Genomic DNA, 17,453 nt, shown 5'->3' on the forward strand with positions numbered 1-17,453 from the left:
CCGGGGAGGCAGGATTTTCGTGGATCTTACAACCGTCATCGGCTTGGCTGTCTGTTTCATCCTCGTCATCGGAGGTGTGGTGGCGGGAGGGCAGGGACTCGCTTTCATCGACTTCCAGTCCATGCTGATCGTCCTCGGGGGAACGAGCGGCGCTCTCATAGTGTCGAATCCTCCCGAGAAGATCAAGGGTTTCATGAAGGTCCTGAAGATGGCCTTTACCGGAGGATCACCGGACCTGGTCTCCCTGGTGCAGACCATAGTGAGCTTCGCCGAGAAGGCACGGCGGGAGGGACTTCTCGCCCTCGAGGCCGATGCCTCGGAACTGGACAACGAATTCCTGAAGAAATCAATCCAGCTTGTTGTGGACGGCACCGACCCTGAACTCGTCAAGGCCATTCTCGACACGGAAATAGGCATTCTGGAGAACCGTCACTCGTCCAACAAGTATTTCTTCGATTCCATGGCCGAACTGGCGCCGGCCTTCGGTATGCTCGGAACGCTCATCGGGCTCATCACCATGCTCGGAAACCTCTCGAATCCGGACGCTCTCGGTCCCGGCATGGCCGTCGCCCTTGTGACCACCTTTTACGGATCGCTCATTGCCAACGGCTTTGCTCTTCCTATAGGAAAAAAGCTCGCCGTGCGCTCCTCCCAGGAAGTACTCTCCATGGAGCTCATGGTGGAGGGGGTGCTTGCCATCCAGGCGGGTGAAAACCCCAGGATAGTGGAGGAGAAACTGAAGGTTTTCCTTCCCCCGAAGCAGCGTCTTGACCTCGAGGAGAAGGCGGCAGAGGCGAAAGGAGGAGCCTGATGGCACGGAAGAGGAAAGAGGAATCATCTCCCGGAGCTCCGCTGTGGCTTGTCACCTATGGTGACATGGTGACGCTCGTCCTCACCTTTTTTGTGCTTCTGTTCTCCTTTTCGTCCATCGACGTCCAGAAGTTCGAGATGATGATCATGTCGTTCCAGGGAGCTCTTGGTTTCATGCCCGGAGGAAAGGCGATACAGCAGGACGCGGCTGTCTTCGGAGGACAGCCGGCCTCCCAGGCCGGAGAGTCCCGCAGGGTTACGCCCAATATCCAGCAGGTCGCCCAGAACCTCAGGAACTACCTCAGGAGCGAAGGGCTGGACAAGCAGGTGGTTGTGCGGATCGACCAGAGAGGCGTGACAGTCTCCCTTTCAGACCAGTTCCTTTTCGATTCCGGAAAGGCGGAACTGAAGCCGGAGGGAATGAGAGTTCTTTTCAAAATAGCGGAGTTCATAAAGGATTCTGTTCCTGCGGTAGCCGTGGAGGGACATACCGACTCCGTCCCTCTCAGGGGCGGAATCTACCGGGACAACTGGGGGCTTTCCTCCGCGAGAGCTGCGGCGGTAGCGTCGTACCTGCAGTACCGGGCAAATTTCGACCCCCGGAAACTGCAGGCAGTCGGTTACGGGCCTAACCGGCCCCTCGTGCCTAACGACACGCCTGAACACATGGCGCTGAACAGGCGGGTGGACCTGGTGTTCCTGTCCCAGCACCCGAAACAGTAAAGCCGGCTCGAGTCAGCGCAGCCGACAAGGGGGATGATCGAATGAAACGGATGTTGCTTTTTCTTTTCCTGGCGCTTCTTCTGCTGTCCCTCGGGTTCGGCGGCGGCGTGTTCGCAGGGAGGATGTGGATGACTCCGGAAGGAGGGGCCTCGGGGACGGTGATCGAAGAACCCGGTCCGGTCTTTTTCGTGGGGGACTTTATTTCCAATCTCGCGGGTGCCGGAAGCCACGTGGTCAACTTCAAGCTCTCCATGGAAATGAGCAGCCCCAGGGCTCTTGAGATGATCTCGTCCCCGAACTGGCTCGCAAGGGTGAAGAACGAGGTGATTCTCCTCGCCAAGGACAGGGTGTTCGAGGACCTGACGAATGCCGAGGGAATTCTTTCCCTCGCCGAGGACATCAAGAGAACGGTCAACGCCATTATGCCCCCCGTGCGGGACAAGGTTCCGGTGATCAGGGTCCTTTTCGAGGGATTTGTTCTGCAGTAGACCGGGCGGGTTTATCCGTACACCGGAAGGAGGTGGGGATTATAGTGACACCGGATGTGCTCTCACAAAGTGAAATAGACTCTCTTCTCGAAGCTCTTTCAAGCGGAAGCGTCGACGTGGACGCCATGCGGAAGGAAGACGAAAAGAAGATCAAGCTCTACGACTTCCGCCGTCCCGACAAGTTCAGCAAGGACCAGCTCCGGGCCATCCAGATGATCCACGAATCCTTCACCCGGCAGCTGACCACCACCATGTCGACCATGGTCCGGTCCATGGTTTCGGCGGAAATCGCGTCGGTGGACCAGTTCGCCTACGACGAGTTCGTCCGTTCCCTGGTCCAGCCCACGGTGATCGGGATCCTCGAGATGTACCCTTTCAGCGGGAATGCCCTCATCGAGATCAACCCGAACCTCGTGTTCGCCATCATCGACAGGATGCTCGGCGGCAAGGGGGAATTTTCGGGAAAGATCAGGGAGCTGACCGACATCGAGAGAACCGTGGTGGAAAGGGTCATCATGCGGATGCTCGAACTCCTGGAGGAGAGCTGGAGTACCGTGGTGGACGTCCGTTTCCGCTACGAGAACCTCGAGAGCAACCCCTTCTTCGTGCAGATCTGCCCGGGAACCGACATGGTGCTCCTGGTCATTCTCAAACTGAAAGTGGGCGACGTGGAGGGAATGGTGAGCATCTGCATCCCCTACTTCCTCATGGAGCCCATCATGGACAAGCTGAGTTCCCAGCAGTGGTTCGCCTCTACGGGCAGGAAGAGCGACGAAGGTTCGCGGGACTATATCCTGAGGCACATGCAGCACGTCCGCGTTCCCCTTGCCCTGGAACTGGGGCACACGGTGCTCAACGTGGCCGATCTTCTGCAGCTCAGGACGGGCGATGTGATAAAACTCGACGAGACCCTTGAGGATCCCCTGAGCGTCCGCGTCGGCAACCTCGTCAAGTTCAGGGCAGTACCGGGTTCGGTAAACGGCAGGTATGCCGCGGAAATTTCTGAGATTATCCCGGGCGAGGATGACCTGCCCGAAAGAGAGGGAGGGGCGGGCAATGATTGACGAACTTCTGAGTCAGGACGAAATCAACGCCCTCTTGTCAGGAGCCGATTTTGGCGGAGACGGAGGAGCAGGAAAGAATGAGGGGGGAATTTCCCCGGAACAGAGGAGCATTCTGGACGACCTGGCAGGTATCTTTTCCACGTCGGCGTCGAGCGTCTATGGCATGCTCGCGGGCAAGGAAGTCACCGCCCTGGTCCGCGAAACTGCGGTGCTTTCCCAGAGAGATTTCATCGCCAGGCCCGAAGGGGCGGCATTTGCCTTCCGGGTCACCTGCGGCGGGCTCAATGACGCCCCCCTGGTGCTCGTCATCACGGAGCGGGGTGCCCTTACCCTCGCCGACCTTATGATGGGCGGAGAAGGAAAGGATCTTCCCGAGGAAGCGGGGGAGCTTTACCTGAACGCCGCCCAGGAAGGACTGAGTCAGGTTGTGGGCGCCGCCTTCACGAGTGTGAGCGGCATGCTCGGAGGAAAGCGCCTCATACCGGAGAACATTTCCTCCGCCCTGGAGCCGGTCGACTGGCTTCCCTTTCCAGCCAGGTCTCCCGAAGAGGCAGCATGGACCATCTCTGCGGTCGTTTCCATCGAGGGGCTCGGCGATTTCCCCCTCTGGGTGCTTCTTCCCCTCGGCACGGCTACGGCACTGGCCGACGAGGTCCGGGAGCTCGTTGACGGGAAGGAGAAAAAAGAAGCTCCGGCAGCCGCCAAGGTTCCTTCGGCAGGACCGAAGCCCGCTCAGGCTGCTCCCCAGGGAGCTTCCCGGATGGATACATCGGCGCCGGAAGCGGATCATCCCTCCTTCGGAAACGTCTATGACCAGTCCTCCGTGGATGTCCGTCCTGCCGAGTTCGTTCCCCTGGTCCAGAAGCCCGGGACAGGATACGGCAGCAGCAGGATCGACCTCGTGGCGGATATTCCCGTCCGGGTGACCGTGGAATTGGGCAGGACGAGAAAAAATATCTCCGATATCTTGAACATGACACCGGGTTCCGTGATAGAATTAGACAAAATGGCCGGTGAGCCTGTGGATATTCTGGTCAATGGCAAGCTTGTCGCCAAGGGCGAGGTCGTTGTCATTGATGAAAATTTCGGCGTCCGCATAACGGAAATCGTGTCTTCCGCAGGAAGGGTCCATTCACTCTAGGAAGGATCCGCCGTTCAAGCTATTACCGAGAGAGGGATGTGGAAGTATGGGGAGGAAAGTGCTGATAGTCGACGATGCCGCCTTCATGAGAATGATGCTGAAGGACATTCTGACGAAGAACGATTTTGAAGTGGTGGCCGAGGCGGAAAACGGGAAAGTCGCCGTGGCCTCCTACCAGAAATTCAAGCCCGACATCGTCACCATGGACATTACGATGCCGGAAATGAACGGAATCGACGCAGTGAAGGCCATCAAGGCTATCGACGGGAGCGCCAGGATCGTCATGGTGAGCGCCATGGGGCAGCAGCCCATGGTCATAGAGGCGATCCAGGCCGGAGCGACAGATTTCATCGTGAAACCCTTCCAGCCTGACAGGGTGGTGGAAGCGCTCAACAAGGCTCTCGGCTAGAAGGATTGTCATGACCCGTTTCTGCGCCGCGGCCGCGCTTCTTCTGATACCGGCCGCCGCGGAGGCTTCTCCGGCTGAATCCCCCTCTCTGACCGGGTACATGATCCGGATAGGGCTGAGTCTTGCCATTCTCGCTCTCGCGGGGTACGGCATGATCCTTTATTCCCGGCGAACAGCTCCCCTGAAGGCCAAGGGAGCCGTAAGCGTACTGGCATCCTTGCCCCTCGGCAAGGATGTTCTTTTTATCGTCCGGCTGGGACCGGACGTGGTTGCCCTGGCATCGGGAGGTGCCGGGACGAGGGTGATCGGCAGGTGGCGATATGAAGACTGGAAGCAATACGGGGACGAAGACCGTCCTCAATAGGATCCTTTTCCTTTTGCCGGTGCTCCCCGCCCTGGCGGCAGCAGTTCCCGCCTTCGGGCAGGACGGGGCTCCGTTCATCCCTCTGCCGGCGCTCCAGTTCGGTGTCCGCATGGCGGAATCTCCCTCCGACGTGGCGGTGACCCTCCAGATTCTTGCCCTCCTGACCGTGCTGAGCCTGGCCCCGGCCATCATTCTCATGGTGACGAGCTTCACGCGTATTCTCGTGGTCCTCGGGTTTGTCCAGCGGGCCATCGGACTCCAGCAGACTCCGCCCAACCAGGTGATCGTGGGCATCGCCCTGTTTCTTACACTTTTCGTCATGGCGCCCACGTGGGGAAAGGTCTACGACGGCGCCCTCTCCCCCTACCTCGCCGGGAACATCAGTTCCGCCCAGGCCTGGGAGGGCACCATACAACCCGTGAGGGAATTCCTTTTCAGGTTCACCAGGCAGGAGGAGCTGTCCCTCATGGTCACCATGGCGAAGATGGAGCAGCCCAGAAACCAGGACGACATCCCCACCAGGGTGCTTCTGCCCGCCTTCATGCTCAGCGAACTGAAGACCGCCTTCCAGATGGGGGTGGTCATCTTCATCCCCTTCATAGTGGTTGACATGATCGTGGCCAGTGTCCTCATGGCCATGGGAATGATCATGCTTCCGCCCATGATGATCTCCCTTCCCTTCAAGGTGCTGCTCTTCGTCATGGCCGACGGCTGGAATCTCGTGGTGACGAGCCTGCTGAAAAGTTTTACCTAGGAGGCGGTGAACGGTGTTTTCGGTGAACATGTACGATGTGCTCAGCAACGCCATCTGGACCACTCTCGTCACTTCCCTCCCGGTCCTCCTCGTGGCCATGCTCGTAGGGCTCGTCATAGGCATTCTCCAGACCGCCACTTCCATTCAGGAGCAGACCCTCATCTTCATTCCGAAGATCGTGGCCGTGCTTCTCGCTCTCGTGGTCTTCGGTCCCTGGATGTTCGGCCGGGTGGGGGACATGGCGAGGCTCATCTTCGGGCAGCTTGAGCGTTTTGTCCGATGACGGCTGAACAGACCAGGTTTGTAACCCTCCTCCTTTTCTACCTCCTCGTGGGGATCCGGTTTACGGGGATGATGTTCTCCGCTCCTGCTTTTATGGCGTCAAGCATGCCCCTTCCTCTCCGCTTCTGGTGCGCCTTTTTTCTCACTCTCGCGGCGGTGGGAACCATCCCTGACGCCTCGGTGCCCGTCGCGGTTTTTGAAAACTGGACCTCCATCCTGCTCGCGGCGGCAAGGGAGTTTCTCGTCGGAGTGGTCATCGGCTTTCTCGCAGCGCTCCCCCTGTACGCGCTGCAGATCTCGGGAGAACTCATCGGCATCTCCATGGGACTCTCCATGGTGAGCCTCATGGATCCCCTGAGCGAGACCCAGGCCTCCATTATCGCCCAGCTCCAGTTCCTCGTGGGACTCTGGTTCTTTTTCCGCTGGAACGGGCATCTCCTGATGACCCAGTCCGTGGTCGAAAGCCTCAGGCTTGTTCCTCCCGGAAAGCTTGCCCTTTCCGTTTCCTGGGATCTTGGTATCGGAGGGTGGCTGCAGCAGGCCTTCGTTCTGAGCCTGCGGTTCGTCCTTCCCTTTTACGGGGCGATTCTCCTGGCGGACGTGGGGCTCGGGTTTCTTGCCAGGACAGTTCCCCAGATGAACATCTTCGTCCTCGGCCTTCCCCTGAAGATCGCCCTCGGTTTTTTCGTGCTCATGGTGGTCCTTCCCGTCACGGTGGAGATCATGGCGGAGCAGATGGAGCGGTTCGTGGAATTCGCCCTCCAGGGAGCGACCGCGTGGCGATGACCTTCGATCTCCAGTTCTTCTCCCAGGAACGGACTGAGCCCGCCACCCCGAGAAAGAGGCGGAAGGAGCGGGAAGAGGGGCGGGTGGCGAAAAGCCAGGACCTCGGAGCAGCGGCCGTCATCCTCGTGGGACTCTTTGCCCTCCTGGTCTTCGGGAGGTTTCTTTTTTCCCGGATCCTTGCTTTCACCACGGACATGATCGCCTTCATGGGAGGGAACACCCTCAGGGAGGACGGCTGGTTTTCAGTGATCCGGGACGAGACCATGTACGCCCTTGTGGTTCCCTGGCTTCCCATCGGACTTGCCGCCGCCGTGGGAGCCCTCATCGTCACCGTATCTCAGGTGGGTTTTTTCATTACCGCGAAGCCCCTGGCTCCCAAAATGGACAGGTTCAATCCCGTCTCGGGACTGAAAAAAGTCCTGTCCCTCCGATCCCTGGTGGAGATGGTGAAGGGGCTGCTCAAGGCGGCCCTGTTCGCCCTGGTGATCTATTTTTCCCTCCGGAAGGACACCCCCGAACTGGTCCATGCCATCCGCTTCCCCCTCGAGGCGGGGGTTTCCCAGCTCCTGTGGAAGCTTCTTGGGCTGAGCTTCCGCCTGGCCTTCCTGCTCCTCGTCATCGCCGTGTTCGACTACGCCTACCAGAAGTGGGAGTTCGAGCGGTCCATAAAGATGAGCAAGCAGGAGCTGAAGGAAGAGTACAAGCAGATGGAAGGAGACCCCCAGATCAAGAGCAAGATACGGCAGAAACAGCGGGAGCTTGCCCGGAACCGGATGATGTCCTCCGTTCCCAAAGCGGACGTGGTGATTACCAACCCCACGCACCTGGCGGTGGCCCTCGAATACGACAGGAAAGTCATGGACGCCCCGGTAGTCTGTGCAAAGGGCAGCGGTTTCCTTGCCCGAAAAATACGGGAGGTCGCCGAAGAAAACAGTGTTCCTGTCGTGGAGAACAAGCCCCTGGCCAGATCCCTCTTTGAAACGCTCGAGGTGGGGGAGGAGGTCCCGGAGGAATTTTACAGGGCCGTGGCAGAAGTGCTCGCCTTTGTCTACAGGATCAGAACGGAAAAACGGCCCGCTTCCCCCGGCGGTAAACGGGAGGGTCCGGAAGAAAAGGACGGGCAGTCCCCGGTTTTCATGTAGAATAGAACGAATCAGGCAGGGTCTCCAAGGGAAGGACGGATAGCGTGGCGGAATCGACGACGAACATGTCAGTGTTCAAAAAGATGCTCCATTATTCGGATATAGGCATGGCAGGGCTCGTGATGCTCATCGTGGTGATGATGATCATCCCGCTGCCCACGTGGCTTCTGGACGTGCTGCTGACGGTGAACATCACCCTCGGCGTGGTGGTCCTGCTCTCCACGTTCTATGCCCAGAGGGCCCTCGACCTCGCCGCCTTCCCCACCATGCTCCTGATCGTGACCCTTTTCCGCCTCGCCCTGAACGTCTCCACCACGAGACTCATTCTGCTGAACGCCGATGCGGGCCAGGTCATCAGCGCCTTCGGCAATTTCGTGGTGGGTGGAAACTACGTGGTCGGAGCCGTGGTCTTCCTCATCCTCGTGATCATCCAGTTTCTCGTCATTACCAAGGGCGCCGAACGGGTAGCTGAAGTTGCGGCACGGTTCACCCTTGATGCCATGCCGGGCAAGCAGATGGCCATCGACGCCGACCTGAACGCCGGGCTCATCGATGAGTCCGGCGCCAGGGAGCGGCGGCTCACTATCCAGCGGGAGGCGGATTTCTACGGCGCCATGGACGGAGCCTCCAAATTCGTCAAGGGAGACGCCATCGCAGGTCTCATCATCACTCTCATCAACATTATCGGCGGCCTGTCCATCGGGGTGCTCCAGCGGGGACTTCCCCTGGAGAGGGCCCTCGGCCTGTACAGCCTCCTGACCGTGGGAGACGGCCTCGTCTCCCAGATTCCCGCCCTCCTGTTCTCCACCGCCACCGGCGTCATCGTCACCCGGGCGGCAGGGCAGACGGACCTTGGAAAGGATATTTTCACCTCTCTGACCAACTATCCCCGGCCGCTCTTCATCGGCGCCGTGCTGCTCTTTGCCCTTGCCATGGTGCCGGGGCTTCCCACCATTCCCTTTCTTCTCCTGGGTTCCTTCCTGACACTCATGGGCTACTGGGTCTACAGGGAAGGGAAGATCCAGGAAGCCGAAGGCGGGGAGAAGCGGCGGGAGGGAGGGAAACCCCAGGCGCCGGGCGCTCCCGGAGAAGGGGCAAAGCCTCAGGGGGCCCCGTCCTCACCGGAGGATGTCATGCGTCTCCTGACCGTGGATCCCATGGAGGCGGAAATCGGGTATGCCATCATTCCCCTCGTGGACCCCGGCCAGGGAGGGGACATGCTGGACCGCATCGGGACCATCAGGAAGCAGATGGCCATGGAACTCGGTCTCATCGTGCCCCCCATACGGATCCGGGACAACATCCAGATCAAGCCCACGGAATACATTCTGCGGGTCAAGGGGGCGGAGACGGGACGGGGAGAGCTTCTCCCGGACCATTATCTCGCCATGAACACCGGGTCCGCGGAAGAGGAGATCGTCGGGGTTCCCGCCGTGGAGCCCGCCTTCGGGCTGCCCGCGGTGTGGATCTCTCCGGAGATGCGGGACAAGGCCGAATCCCTCGGGTACACCGTGGTGGATGCTCCATCGGTTCTGGCGACCCATCTCTCGGAGGTCATCAAGCGGTTCGGCGCCGACCTGCTCACCAGGCAGGAGGTACAGAAACTCACTGACATGGTGAAGGAAGCCGCACCGGCCGTGGTCGAGGAGATGATGGCCGCCCTGTCCCTCGGCGAGATCCAGAAGGTCCTCCAGAATCTCGTCAGGGAGCAGGTTCCCATCCGGGACCTGGTGAGCATCTTCGAAGCCCTGGCCGACTACGGCAAGACGTCCCGGAGTGTGGATTTCCTCACGGAACGGGTGCGGGAATCCCTGGCCCGGCTGATTACGATACGCATGCAGGATGAAACCGGCACCGTTACCGTTGCCACCCTTTCTCCCAACTGGGAGCAGAAGATCAAGGCCGCCATGGAAGGCGACCTTCTCCGGGGATGGCAGTTCAACATGGATCCCAGGGAAGTCCAGAAGATGATGGGAGCCGTTTCGAGAGCCGCGGAGGATATGTCCGTGAAGGGCATGGTTCCCGTTCTGCTTGTTCACCCCGATGTACGGCTCGTCATGCGGCGGATTCTTGAAGGATCGTTGCCAAGCCTGTTCGTGATATCCTATAATGAAATATCGCAGGGTGCACAGCTTAAATCGGTCGGGATGGTGGAATAATTGGCAATAAAAATCAAGAGGGGGACGCAGATCACCTTCGAAGCGAAAGATGACGCTGAAGCACTCCGGACCGTCAGGGACCGTCTCGGGCCGGACGCGGTCATTCTTTCCTCCCGGCAGGTGAAGACCGGTGGTTTTCTCGGTCTCTTCCGCCGCACCGTCCTCCAGGTGAGCGCCGCTGTTCTCGAGGAAGAACGCCGTTCCGAGAGCGACACGGAGAAAAAGGAACGGCTCGCGGCATTCCAGAAACTGCTGGAGATAAAGCAGGCCATGGTTTCACCCGGAGAGGGCGTTACCGGCGGTGAAGCTTCCGTTCTCGACGGAGCGCCGTTTCGGGGAGATCAGGTTCTTTCCGCGGCGGGCGTCTATTCCCCCCGGCCGCCGAAAGTGAAGAAAGAAGTTCTCCCCCGTGAGACTGTCTCTGACGGCGTGGATTTTTCTCGGCAGGGGCTTGCCCTGGCGTCGGAAAAAACGGCCCCTCCGGCGGATCCTCCGGAAACGGTCTCCCCGGAGAAGCTCCAGAACGAAGTCAACGAAATTGCCCGAAGACTGGACCTCGTCCTGAAACGTCTCGAAACCGAGCGGTCCGAACCGGCCCCTCCTCCGCCACCGTCCGACGGGGGGAAGGATATCCTGGCAAAACTTCTTGCCGCGGACGTGAGTGAAACCCATGCCCGTTCCCTGGTGGAGCGGTTCAGGGACGACCCCCAGGGGAAAGATTTTCCCCAGTGGCTCGGAAGAATGATACCCGTGGCTGCCCAGGAATCCTGGGAAGCCCTGGGAGGCCGGAAGATTATGCTCATCGGCCCCACCGGGGTGGGGAAAACCACCACCATTGCCAAGCTGGCGGCCATTCATTCCCTGTGGAAAAAGAAAAAGGTCTTCCTGCTCACCGCCGACACCTACCGAATCGCAGCGGTGAAGCAGGTGGAAACCTATTCCAAGATCCTGGGAATCCCCATGGACGTGGTGGACGACCCCAGGCATATCGGTCCCGTCCTGGAGAAGACCGGCGAGGCGGACCTGGTTCTCCTTGACACGGCGGGACGCTCCCAGAGGGACGGGGCCCGCATCGAGGAAATGCGGGAACTTTTCCTGGCCTATCAGCCTGACGTGGTCCATCTCGTTCTCGCCGCGAACATGAAATACCGGGACATGCTCGACGTGGTGAAACGAATGGGCGTGGTCCCCATCTCACGGGTCATCTTCACCAAGACTGACGAGACCACCACCTACGGCGCCCTTCTCAACATTCTTCTGGATTTTGACCGTCCTGTCTCTTTCATCACCACCGGACAGAATGTTCCCAACGATATCGAGGTGGCATCGGGAATGCGGCTGGCCGAAATGCTCCTCGGGGAAGAGAGGCGAACAGGCAGTGCCTGACGTCGGGACCAGGAAGGGAGACCAGGCGAAAGACCTGCGGCGTATCGTCGATATGCAGCGCAGGCCTGCCGGCAGACTTACCGGGCTCCGCTCCCTTGCTGTCCTGAGCGGCAAGGGAGGGGTGGGGAAAAGCAACATCTCGGTGAACCTTTCCCTGGCCATGGCCGGGAGAGGCAAACGGGTCGTCCTTCTCGACGCCGACCTCGGGATGGCGAACGTGGATCTGCTCTGCGGCCTCTCGCCCAGGTTCAACCTTGCCCACGTCATTCGGGGACAAAAGCAGGTCCGGGATATCCTTCTTCCCCTCGGGGAGAACCTTTCCGTTCTTCCCGGAGGGCCCGGGGTCCGTGAGCTGGCCGACCTCGACGAGGAGGCCCTTTTAAATCTCATTGACAGCATGTCAATCCTTGAGGGCCTGGCAGATGTTCTCGTTATCGATACCGGGGCCGGCATCCACAGGAACACTATCTCCTTCGGTGCCGCTTCCGATGCAGTGCTGCTTGTGACCACCCCGGAACCCACGTCCATCCGGGACGCCTACGGCGTGCTGAAAGCCCTGGTTTCGGCCACGGCGGGCAAGACGGAGGTGACCGTGGTGGTGAATATGGCGGCCTCTCCGGAAGAAGGGGAGGATGTCGCTGACCGCATCAGGAGCGCCGCGTCCCAGTTCCTCGGCATCTCGCCGGCCTTCGGGGGCACTGTGCTTCGGGACGAGACTGTTCCCCTTTCGGTGAAACGGCGGACGCCGCTCCTTTCCGCCTACCCGGACAGCGACGCCTCCCGGTGCATCAGGGCAGTGGCCGGAAAGATTCTCGGCCTCGGCGGCGAGCAGGAACCTCTTCCTCCGGGCAAGGGAGTCAAGTCTTTCTTTTTCAGGCTTGCCCGCGGGCTGGGATTGGGGCAGTAGGCCATGGAGACCATGACTCCCCGGGCGTTCCTGTCATTCCTGAACGGCAGGATAGGCTCGAAGGTCCTTCTCTTCAACGAAGCGGGGCTCTACAAGGGAACCTATCCCTCCCGGGTGGAAGATGTGAAGGGAGATCTGATCGGCCTTTCCCATCCCCTTCTCCGCGGGGCTCTTCTTCCGGTTCTCCGGAACGTGGAGCTCAAACTCAAGGTGGAGACGGATGGAGCCCTGTACCAGACCACCGTTTCCGTCGCGAGGGGAGGTCCCCAGGACGGTGTCCCCATGCTCTGGGTTGCCCCCGTATCGGATGCGGAGAGGGTCCAGCGGCGCTATTTTGTACGGGTTCCCTGTCTTCTCAAGACATCTTTTTTCCGCCTTGAGGGAGAGGGATTGAAACCCGAAACAGAAGGGTGGGTTTCCGCTGTCTCGCGGGATATCAGCCTGGGCGGGGTCGGGGTTCTGGTGCCCGAGTCCCTTTCGGGTGGTTTCGCGGAACAGGATAGGGTTCTGGTGAGACTTCCCCTGCAGGATGGGACGTTCTATCTCTCCGGAAAAGTTGCGAGAAAGCTGAGAAAAGAGGATGTCTGGGAGATTGGATTCGCTTTTGAATCCATGCCAGGGTCCGTGGAAAAACCGCTCGGCGCCTTCATCCGCCAGCAGGAGCTGGCGGGACGCCAATAAATCAATGAAGGGATTGCCATGACAGAGTCGAGAATACGTGTGCTTGTGGTGGACGATTCGTCCTTTATGAGGAAGGTTCTGAGCGATATCCTCGGAGGAGACCCCCGCATCGAAGTGGCAGGAACTGCCAGGGACGGGGAGGACGCCCTGAGGAAGATCGCGGAGCTCTCCCCCGACGTGGTTACCCTTGATGTGGAGATGCCGAGGAAGGACGGGCTCTCCACCCTCGAGGAGATCATGAAGCAGCGTCCCCTTCCCGTGATCATGGTGAGCAGCCTGACCCAGGAGGGGGCCCAGATTACCCTGCGCGCCCTATCTGCAGGAGCAGTGGATTTCGTGGCCAAGCCGTCGGGGCATATCTCCCTCAACATGAGGGACGTCTCGGCCGATCTCGTTGCCAAGGTCATCGCAGCCAGCACAGCCAGGGTGGGGGGCAGAGAACGGAAGGGAATACGTCCCATGGTGCCTCCCTCCGTACTGCAGCCGGCAAAACCGCGGCTCCAGCCCTCTTTTCCTCCCAGGGCCGGCCGTCCGGAGATCCTTGCCATTGCCGCTTCCACGGGGGGCCCGCGGGCCCTGCAGCAGGTCATTTCCCAGATTCCCGGAAATTTTCCCGTGCCCATTGTCATCGTTCAGCATATGCCGAAGGATTTCACCCTGTCCTTCGCGAAACGCCTCGATGCCATGTCGGAGCTTGACGTGGCAGAAGGCACGGAAGGGATGGATTTGAGACCGGGACTAGCCGTAGTCGCTCCCGGAGGGTATCATATGATAGTACGGCGGAATCAGGCGGGCCGCCTGAGCTGCGGCCTGTCGGACGCCCCGCCCCTCCTCTCTGTGAAGCCGTCGGCGAACATCATGTTTCTGAGCGTAGCCGATGAGCTTGGGGGCAGGGCAGTCGGCGTTATCCTCACGGGAATGGGACGGGACGGTGCAGACGGAGCGGCCGCCCTGAGGTCGAAAGGGGCCAGAATAATCGCCGAATCCCAGGAAACCTGCATTGTGTACGGCATGCCGAAGTCGGCGGTGGAACTTGGAGTGGTGGACGAGCTTCTCCCCCTGTATTCCATACCTGAAGCCATGATCCGAAGCGTGAGAGAATGAACAGACTTTACGAAGCCGGAGATGATCAGCCATGACGAATATGGATATGAGCCAGTACCTGGGGGCGTTTCTCGACGAGGCGGGAGACAATCTGAAACACCTCGACGACCTCATCCTCGCCGTAGAAAAAGACCAGACGGACATGGACAACATCGCGGAGATCTTCCGGTCCGCCCACACCCTCAAAGGCATGTCGTCCACCATGGGATTCGAGAGGATGGCTTCCCTCACCCACGCCATGGAGGACATGCTGGACTCGGTCCGAAGGGGGGCATACACCCTTCGGGCGAAGGATATCGATCTCCTCTTCAGGTCCCTGGACACACTCCAGTCCATGGTTGATTCCATCCGGAACGGAGGCGGGGACGGTTCGGTAGAAACTGAAGACCTCGTGTCCGCCATGAGGAATGCTCAGAAAGAGGATAAAGCGGCCGCCGGGAAACCGGAGGAAGCCCCCTCTCCCGGAGAGGAAATGGATTTCTCAGGGCAGGAACTGCAGTGGATCTCCGAGGCCTCCGGCCTGGGGCTGAACGTATATGAGGTCCGGGTTTCCCTTTCTCCGGACTGCCTCCTGAAAGCCGCCCGGGCCTATATGGTGGTGAGCAGGCTCGATGAAATGGGAGACATCATCAAGACGATTCCTCCGGTGGAAGCTCTCGAAAACGAGGAATTCGACCACGATTTCCTGGTCTATGCCGCCACCTCCCAGTCTCTTGAACAGGTCCGGGAAGCCGTTGCCAGGGTCAGCGAAGTGGTCGGCGCAGATGTCCGGGAGGTCAGCCGCGACAGGGAGCCCCTTCCCGGGGCATCCGCCGCCGCCGAACCCACGGAAGAAAAAACTCCGGCGGCAGGAACACCCCTTGAAGAAAAGGCTCCTCCTGCCGGCGGGAGCTCTCCTTCCGCCGCCGTCCAGCCCCAGCGAAAATCCGAGTCTGCCAAAAAAGCCAACCAGACAGTCAGGGTCGACATCGGACGGCTGGACAAACTCATGAACCTTGTTGGTGAACTCGTTATCGGGCGGGCGCGGATCGAGCGCCTGGTCCAGGAGGCGCACCTCAGGGAGTTTGACGAACCCCTCTCCCAGCTCGGGAGAATTTCCGGGGACATCCAGGAGCTTGTGACCAAGCTCCGCATGGTGCCCGTGTCCTTCATTTTCGAACGGTTCCCCCGCCTCGTGCGGGACCTTTCCAAGACCCTCGGCAAGGAGATCGAGCTGGTTATGGAGGGGCAGGAGACCGAACTCGACAGGACGGTCATCGACGAGATCGGCGACCCCATGGTGCACATCATCCGGAACTCCATCGACCACGGCATCGAAATCCCTGCGGAACGGAAAAAGGCAGGCAAGCCCGAAAAGGGTCTCATCAAGATTTCTGCCTACCAGGAAGGCAGCGGCGTCATCATCGAGGTCACTGACGACGGAAAGGGAATCGACGCGTCGAAGGTCAGGGCGAAGGCCCTGGCGAACGGCACCATCACCGAGGAAGAATCGGCGGCCATGTCCGACGAGGAAGTGGTGAACCTCATTTTCCTGCCCGGCTTCAGTATGGCGGAGAAGGTCACCGACGTCTCGGGGCGGGGTGTCGGCATGGATGCGGTGAAGACAAAGGTTGAGTCTCTCGGCGGCCAGTTTGACGTCTCCACGGAAGTAGGGGTGGGGACCAGGGTCTTCGTCCGCCTGCCCCTCACCCTTGCCATCGTTCTTGCCCTGCTCATCAAGGTCGGGGACGAAACATACGCCCTTCCCCTGGAGAACGTGGAAGAGACGATTCTCGTCAAAAAAGAAAACGTGAAGACCGTCCACGGAACCCCCGCCACCCTCCTCCGGGGAGACGTGCTCACCCTGTGCAACCTTGCGGAAATGCTGGGCACCTCCAGGAACGGGGAGGAGGCAGGGGACGAGTATCCCGTGGTGGTCGTCAAGACGGGGAAGACGCGGATCGGCTTCATCGTGGACGAACTGATAGGCCAGCAGGATATCGTCATCAAATCCCTCGGCCGCTTCCTGTCGAAAATCCGGGGAATTGCCGGCGCGACCATCCTCGGGGACGGAAACGTGGCGCTCATCCTTGACGTGGCCGGTCTGTACGGCAGATAGGGAAAGGAGCCGCCCTTTCATGGATCTTGCAAACTTCAGCAGCCTGCAGCTCGACGCCATGCGGGAAGTGGGCAACATAGGCGCGGGAAACGCCGCCACCGCCCTCTCCATGATGCTCGCGCGCCCCGTGGACATGGATGTCCCCAAGGCGGAACTGGTGTCCATCTATGAACTGGCGGAGTACTACGGAGACCCCCTGACCATGGTGTCGGCGGTGTTCGTCCGTTCCGAGGGCGAGTTCACCTGCAGCCTTATTTTCATCCAGGAAGAGGACGAGGGCAGAAAGCTCGTCGATCTTCTCATCAGCCACCAGATGGGCGGCATGGATCCCGCCTCGGTTCCCGAAGAGATGCGGGACAGCGCACTGACGGAAGTGGGCAACATCATCCTCAGTTCCTTCCTGAACGCCATCAACGTCCTCATCGGGGGAACCCACAGCATTTCGGTTCCCGGAATCGCTCACGACATGCTCGGTTCCATCCTCGACGTGGTGGCCTCCATCTTCGGCCAGTCCGGGGAACACGCCCTGATCGTGGACACGGCGCTGAAAGTGGAGAACGTGGAAGGGGGCATCTCGGGAAAAGTAATCATGCTTCCCGACCCCGGATCTTTGGAAATACTTCTCGGAAAGCTGCAGGTGCTCTGACGAATGGAGAAGGCGCATCACGTCGGGATGGCCGATATGGTGGTCGTATCAGCTCCCGAGTCCCTTGTGACGCTCGGGCTGGGCTCGTGCATCGGACTTGTGCTTTTTGACCAGGCGGCAAAGGTGGCGGGTATGGCTCACATTATGCTTCCCGACAGCCGCGGTGCCGGGCAGAAGGCGCTCGAAAAACCGGGAAAATTCGCCGACACGGCTGTGCCTGCCCTGATCGCGGAGGTCTGCCGGAAGGGGGCCGTCCGGTCCCGCCTGAAGGCCAAGATGGCCGGGGGGTCCCAGATGTTTGCCCTCCCCGGGGCCCAGACCGACTTCCTCGCGGTGGGCAGCAGGAATGCCAGGGAGACGGAGGATCTGCTCAAGCAGCACGGAATTCCCGTGGCAGCCATGGATACGGGAGGAAACAAGGGAAGGACCGTGGAATTCTCCACGAAAACATGGATGCTCACGGTAAAGGTGCTGGGAAAGGGAACGGCGGAAATATAAAACTTCGTCCT

Annotated in this window: 19 protein-coding genes; all 19 read left to right on the forward strand. The window is 59.9% G+C overall.

The window, feature by feature from the left end; translation table 11 throughout:
- The first annotated feature begins 19 nt into the window (after positions 1 to 19).
- The 19 genes from C8D99_RS00995 (at position 20) to C8D99_RS01085 (ending at position 17,442) form a co-directional block, all read left to right on the forward strand.
- On the forward strand, positions 20 to 811 hold the full coding sequence (locus C8D99_RS00995) for a motility protein A (RefSeq protein ID WP_133955433.1): 792 nt from the start codon (positions 20 to 22) through the stop codon (positions 809 to 811).
- A complete protein-coding gene (locus C8D99_RS01000) occupies positions 811 to 1,533 on the forward strand; it encodes an OmpA/MotB family protein (protein ID WP_133955435.1) in 723 nt (240 codons plus the stop codon). Before C8D99_RS00995 ends, C8D99_RS01000 begins: the two co-directional genes overlap by 1 nt.
- A 41-nt stretch (positions 1,534 to 1,574) precedes the next feature.
- Positions 1,575 to 2,021 (forward strand): flagellar basal body-associated FliL family protein, encoded by a 447-nt coding sequence (locus C8D99_RS01005; protein WP_133955437.1) that lies wholly within the window; start codon positions 1,575 to 1,577, stop codon positions 2,019 to 2,021.
- Positions 2,022 to 2,065: 44 nt separating this feature from the next.
- Entirely contained in the window at positions 2,066 to 3,085 is a 1,020-nt protein-coding gene (gene fliM, locus C8D99_RS01010) for a flagellar motor switch protein FliM (RefSeq protein WP_133955439.1), read from the forward strand.
- Positions 3,078 to 4,226 (forward strand): flagellar motor switch phosphatase FliY, encoded by a 1,149-nt coding sequence (fliY, locus tag C8D99_RS01015; RefSeq protein ID WP_133955441.1) that lies wholly within the window; start codon positions 3,078 to 3,080, stop codon positions 4,224 to 4,226. The genes fliM and fliY overlap by 8 nt, the downstream gene beginning before the upstream one ends.
- A 46-nt stretch (positions 4,227 to 4,272) precedes the next feature.
- Entirely contained in the window at positions 4,273 to 4,635 is a 363-nt protein-coding gene (locus tag C8D99_RS01020; protein ID WP_133955443.1) for a response regulator, read from the forward strand.
- 10 nt (positions 4,636 to 4,645) lie between these two features.
- Complete coding sequence (locus C8D99_RS01025; RefSeq protein WP_133955445.1) at positions 4,646 to 4,999, forward strand: hypothetical protein; 354 nt, start codon at positions 4,646 to 4,648, stop codon at positions 4,997 to 4,999.
- Positions 4,956 to 5,753 (forward strand): flagellar type III secretion system pore protein FliP, encoded by a 798-nt coding sequence (gene fliP, locus C8D99_RS01030; RefSeq protein WP_133955447.1) that lies wholly within the window; start codon positions 4,956 to 4,958, stop codon positions 5,751 to 5,753. Before C8D99_RS01025 ends, fliP begins: the two co-directional genes overlap by 44 nt.
- Before the next feature lie 13 nt (positions 5,754 to 5,766).
- Complete coding sequence (gene fliQ / locus C8D99_RS01035) at positions 5,767 to 6,036, forward strand: flagellar biosynthesis protein FliQ (protein ID WP_243833792.1); 270 nt, start codon at positions 5,767 to 5,769, stop codon at positions 6,034 to 6,036.
- Positions 6,033 to 6,821, forward strand: a complete 789-nt coding sequence (locus tag C8D99_RS01040; RefSeq protein WP_133955449.1) for a flagellar biosynthetic protein FliR — start codon at positions 6,033 to 6,035, stop codon at positions 6,819 to 6,821. The genes fliQ and C8D99_RS01040 overlap by 4 nt, the downstream gene beginning before the upstream one ends.
- Positions 6,818 to 7,963, forward strand: coding sequence for a flagellar biosynthesis protein FlhB (flhB, locus tag C8D99_RS01045; RefSeq protein WP_133955760.1), 1,146 nt, complete (start codon positions 6,818 to 6,820; stop codon positions 7,961 to 7,963). The genes C8D99_RS01040 and flhB overlap by 4 nt, the downstream gene beginning before the upstream one ends.
- A gap of 65 nt (positions 7,964 to 8,028) precedes the next feature.
- Positions 8,029 to 10,122, forward strand: a complete 2,094-nt coding sequence (flhA, locus tag C8D99_RS01050) for a flagellar biosynthesis protein FlhA (RefSeq protein ID WP_133955762.1) — start codon at positions 8,029 to 8,031, stop codon at positions 10,120 to 10,122.
- The gene (gene flhF / locus C8D99_RS01055) at positions 10,123 to 11,508 is read left to right on the forward strand and encodes a flagellar biosynthesis GTPase FlhF (protein WP_243833793.1); all 1,386 of its coding nucleotides are present in this window, start codon (positions 10,123 to 10,125) and stop codon (positions 11,506 to 11,508) included.
- A complete protein-coding gene (locus C8D99_RS01060; RefSeq protein ID WP_243833794.1) occupies positions 11,501 to 12,415 on the forward strand; it encodes a MinD/ParA family protein in 915 nt (304 codons plus the stop codon). The genes flhF and C8D99_RS01060 overlap by 8 nt, the downstream gene beginning before the upstream one ends.
- 3 nt (positions 12,416 to 12,418) lie before the next feature.
- Positions 12,419 to 13,096 carry a flagellar brake protein gene (locus tag C8D99_RS01065; RefSeq protein WP_133955453.1) on the forward strand — a complete coding sequence of 226 codons (678 nt, stop codon included), beginning with the start codon at positions 12,419 to 12,421 and terminating at the stop codon, positions 13,094 to 13,096.
- Positions 13,097 to 13,114: 18 nt separating this feature from the next.
- Positions 13,115 to 14,200 (forward strand): protein-glutamate methylesterase/protein-glutamine glutaminase, encoded by a 1,086-nt coding sequence (locus tag C8D99_RS01070; protein WP_133955455.1) that lies wholly within the window; start codon positions 13,115 to 13,117, stop codon positions 14,198 to 14,200.
- Positions 14,201 to 14,231: 31 nt separating this feature from the next.
- On the forward strand, positions 14,232 to 16,298 hold the full coding sequence (locus tag C8D99_RS01075) for a chemotaxis protein CheA (protein WP_133955457.1): 2,067 nt from the start codon (positions 14,232 to 14,234) through the stop codon (positions 16,296 to 16,298).
- A gap of 19 nt (positions 16,299 to 16,317) precedes the next feature.
- The gene (locus tag C8D99_RS01080; RefSeq protein ID WP_133955459.1) at positions 16,318 to 16,944 is read left to right on the forward strand and encodes a chemotaxis protein CheC; all 627 of its coding nucleotides are present in this window, start codon (positions 16,318 to 16,320) and stop codon (positions 16,942 to 16,944) included.
- A 3-nt stretch (positions 16,945 to 16,947) separates the two neighbouring features.
- Positions 16,948 to 17,442 carry a chemotaxis protein CheD gene (locus tag C8D99_RS01085; RefSeq protein ID WP_133955461.1) on the forward strand — a complete coding sequence of 165 codons (495 nt, stop codon included), beginning with the start codon at positions 16,948 to 16,950 and terminating at the stop codon, positions 17,440 to 17,442.
- The last annotated feature ends 11 nt before the right edge of the window (positions 17,443 to 17,453 follow it).

It is taken from the genome of Aminivibrio pyruvatiphilus (assembly GCF_004366815.1).
Lineage (GTDB): Bacteria > Synergistota > Synergistia > Synergistales > Aminobacteriaceae > Aminivibrio > Aminivibrio pyruvatiphilus.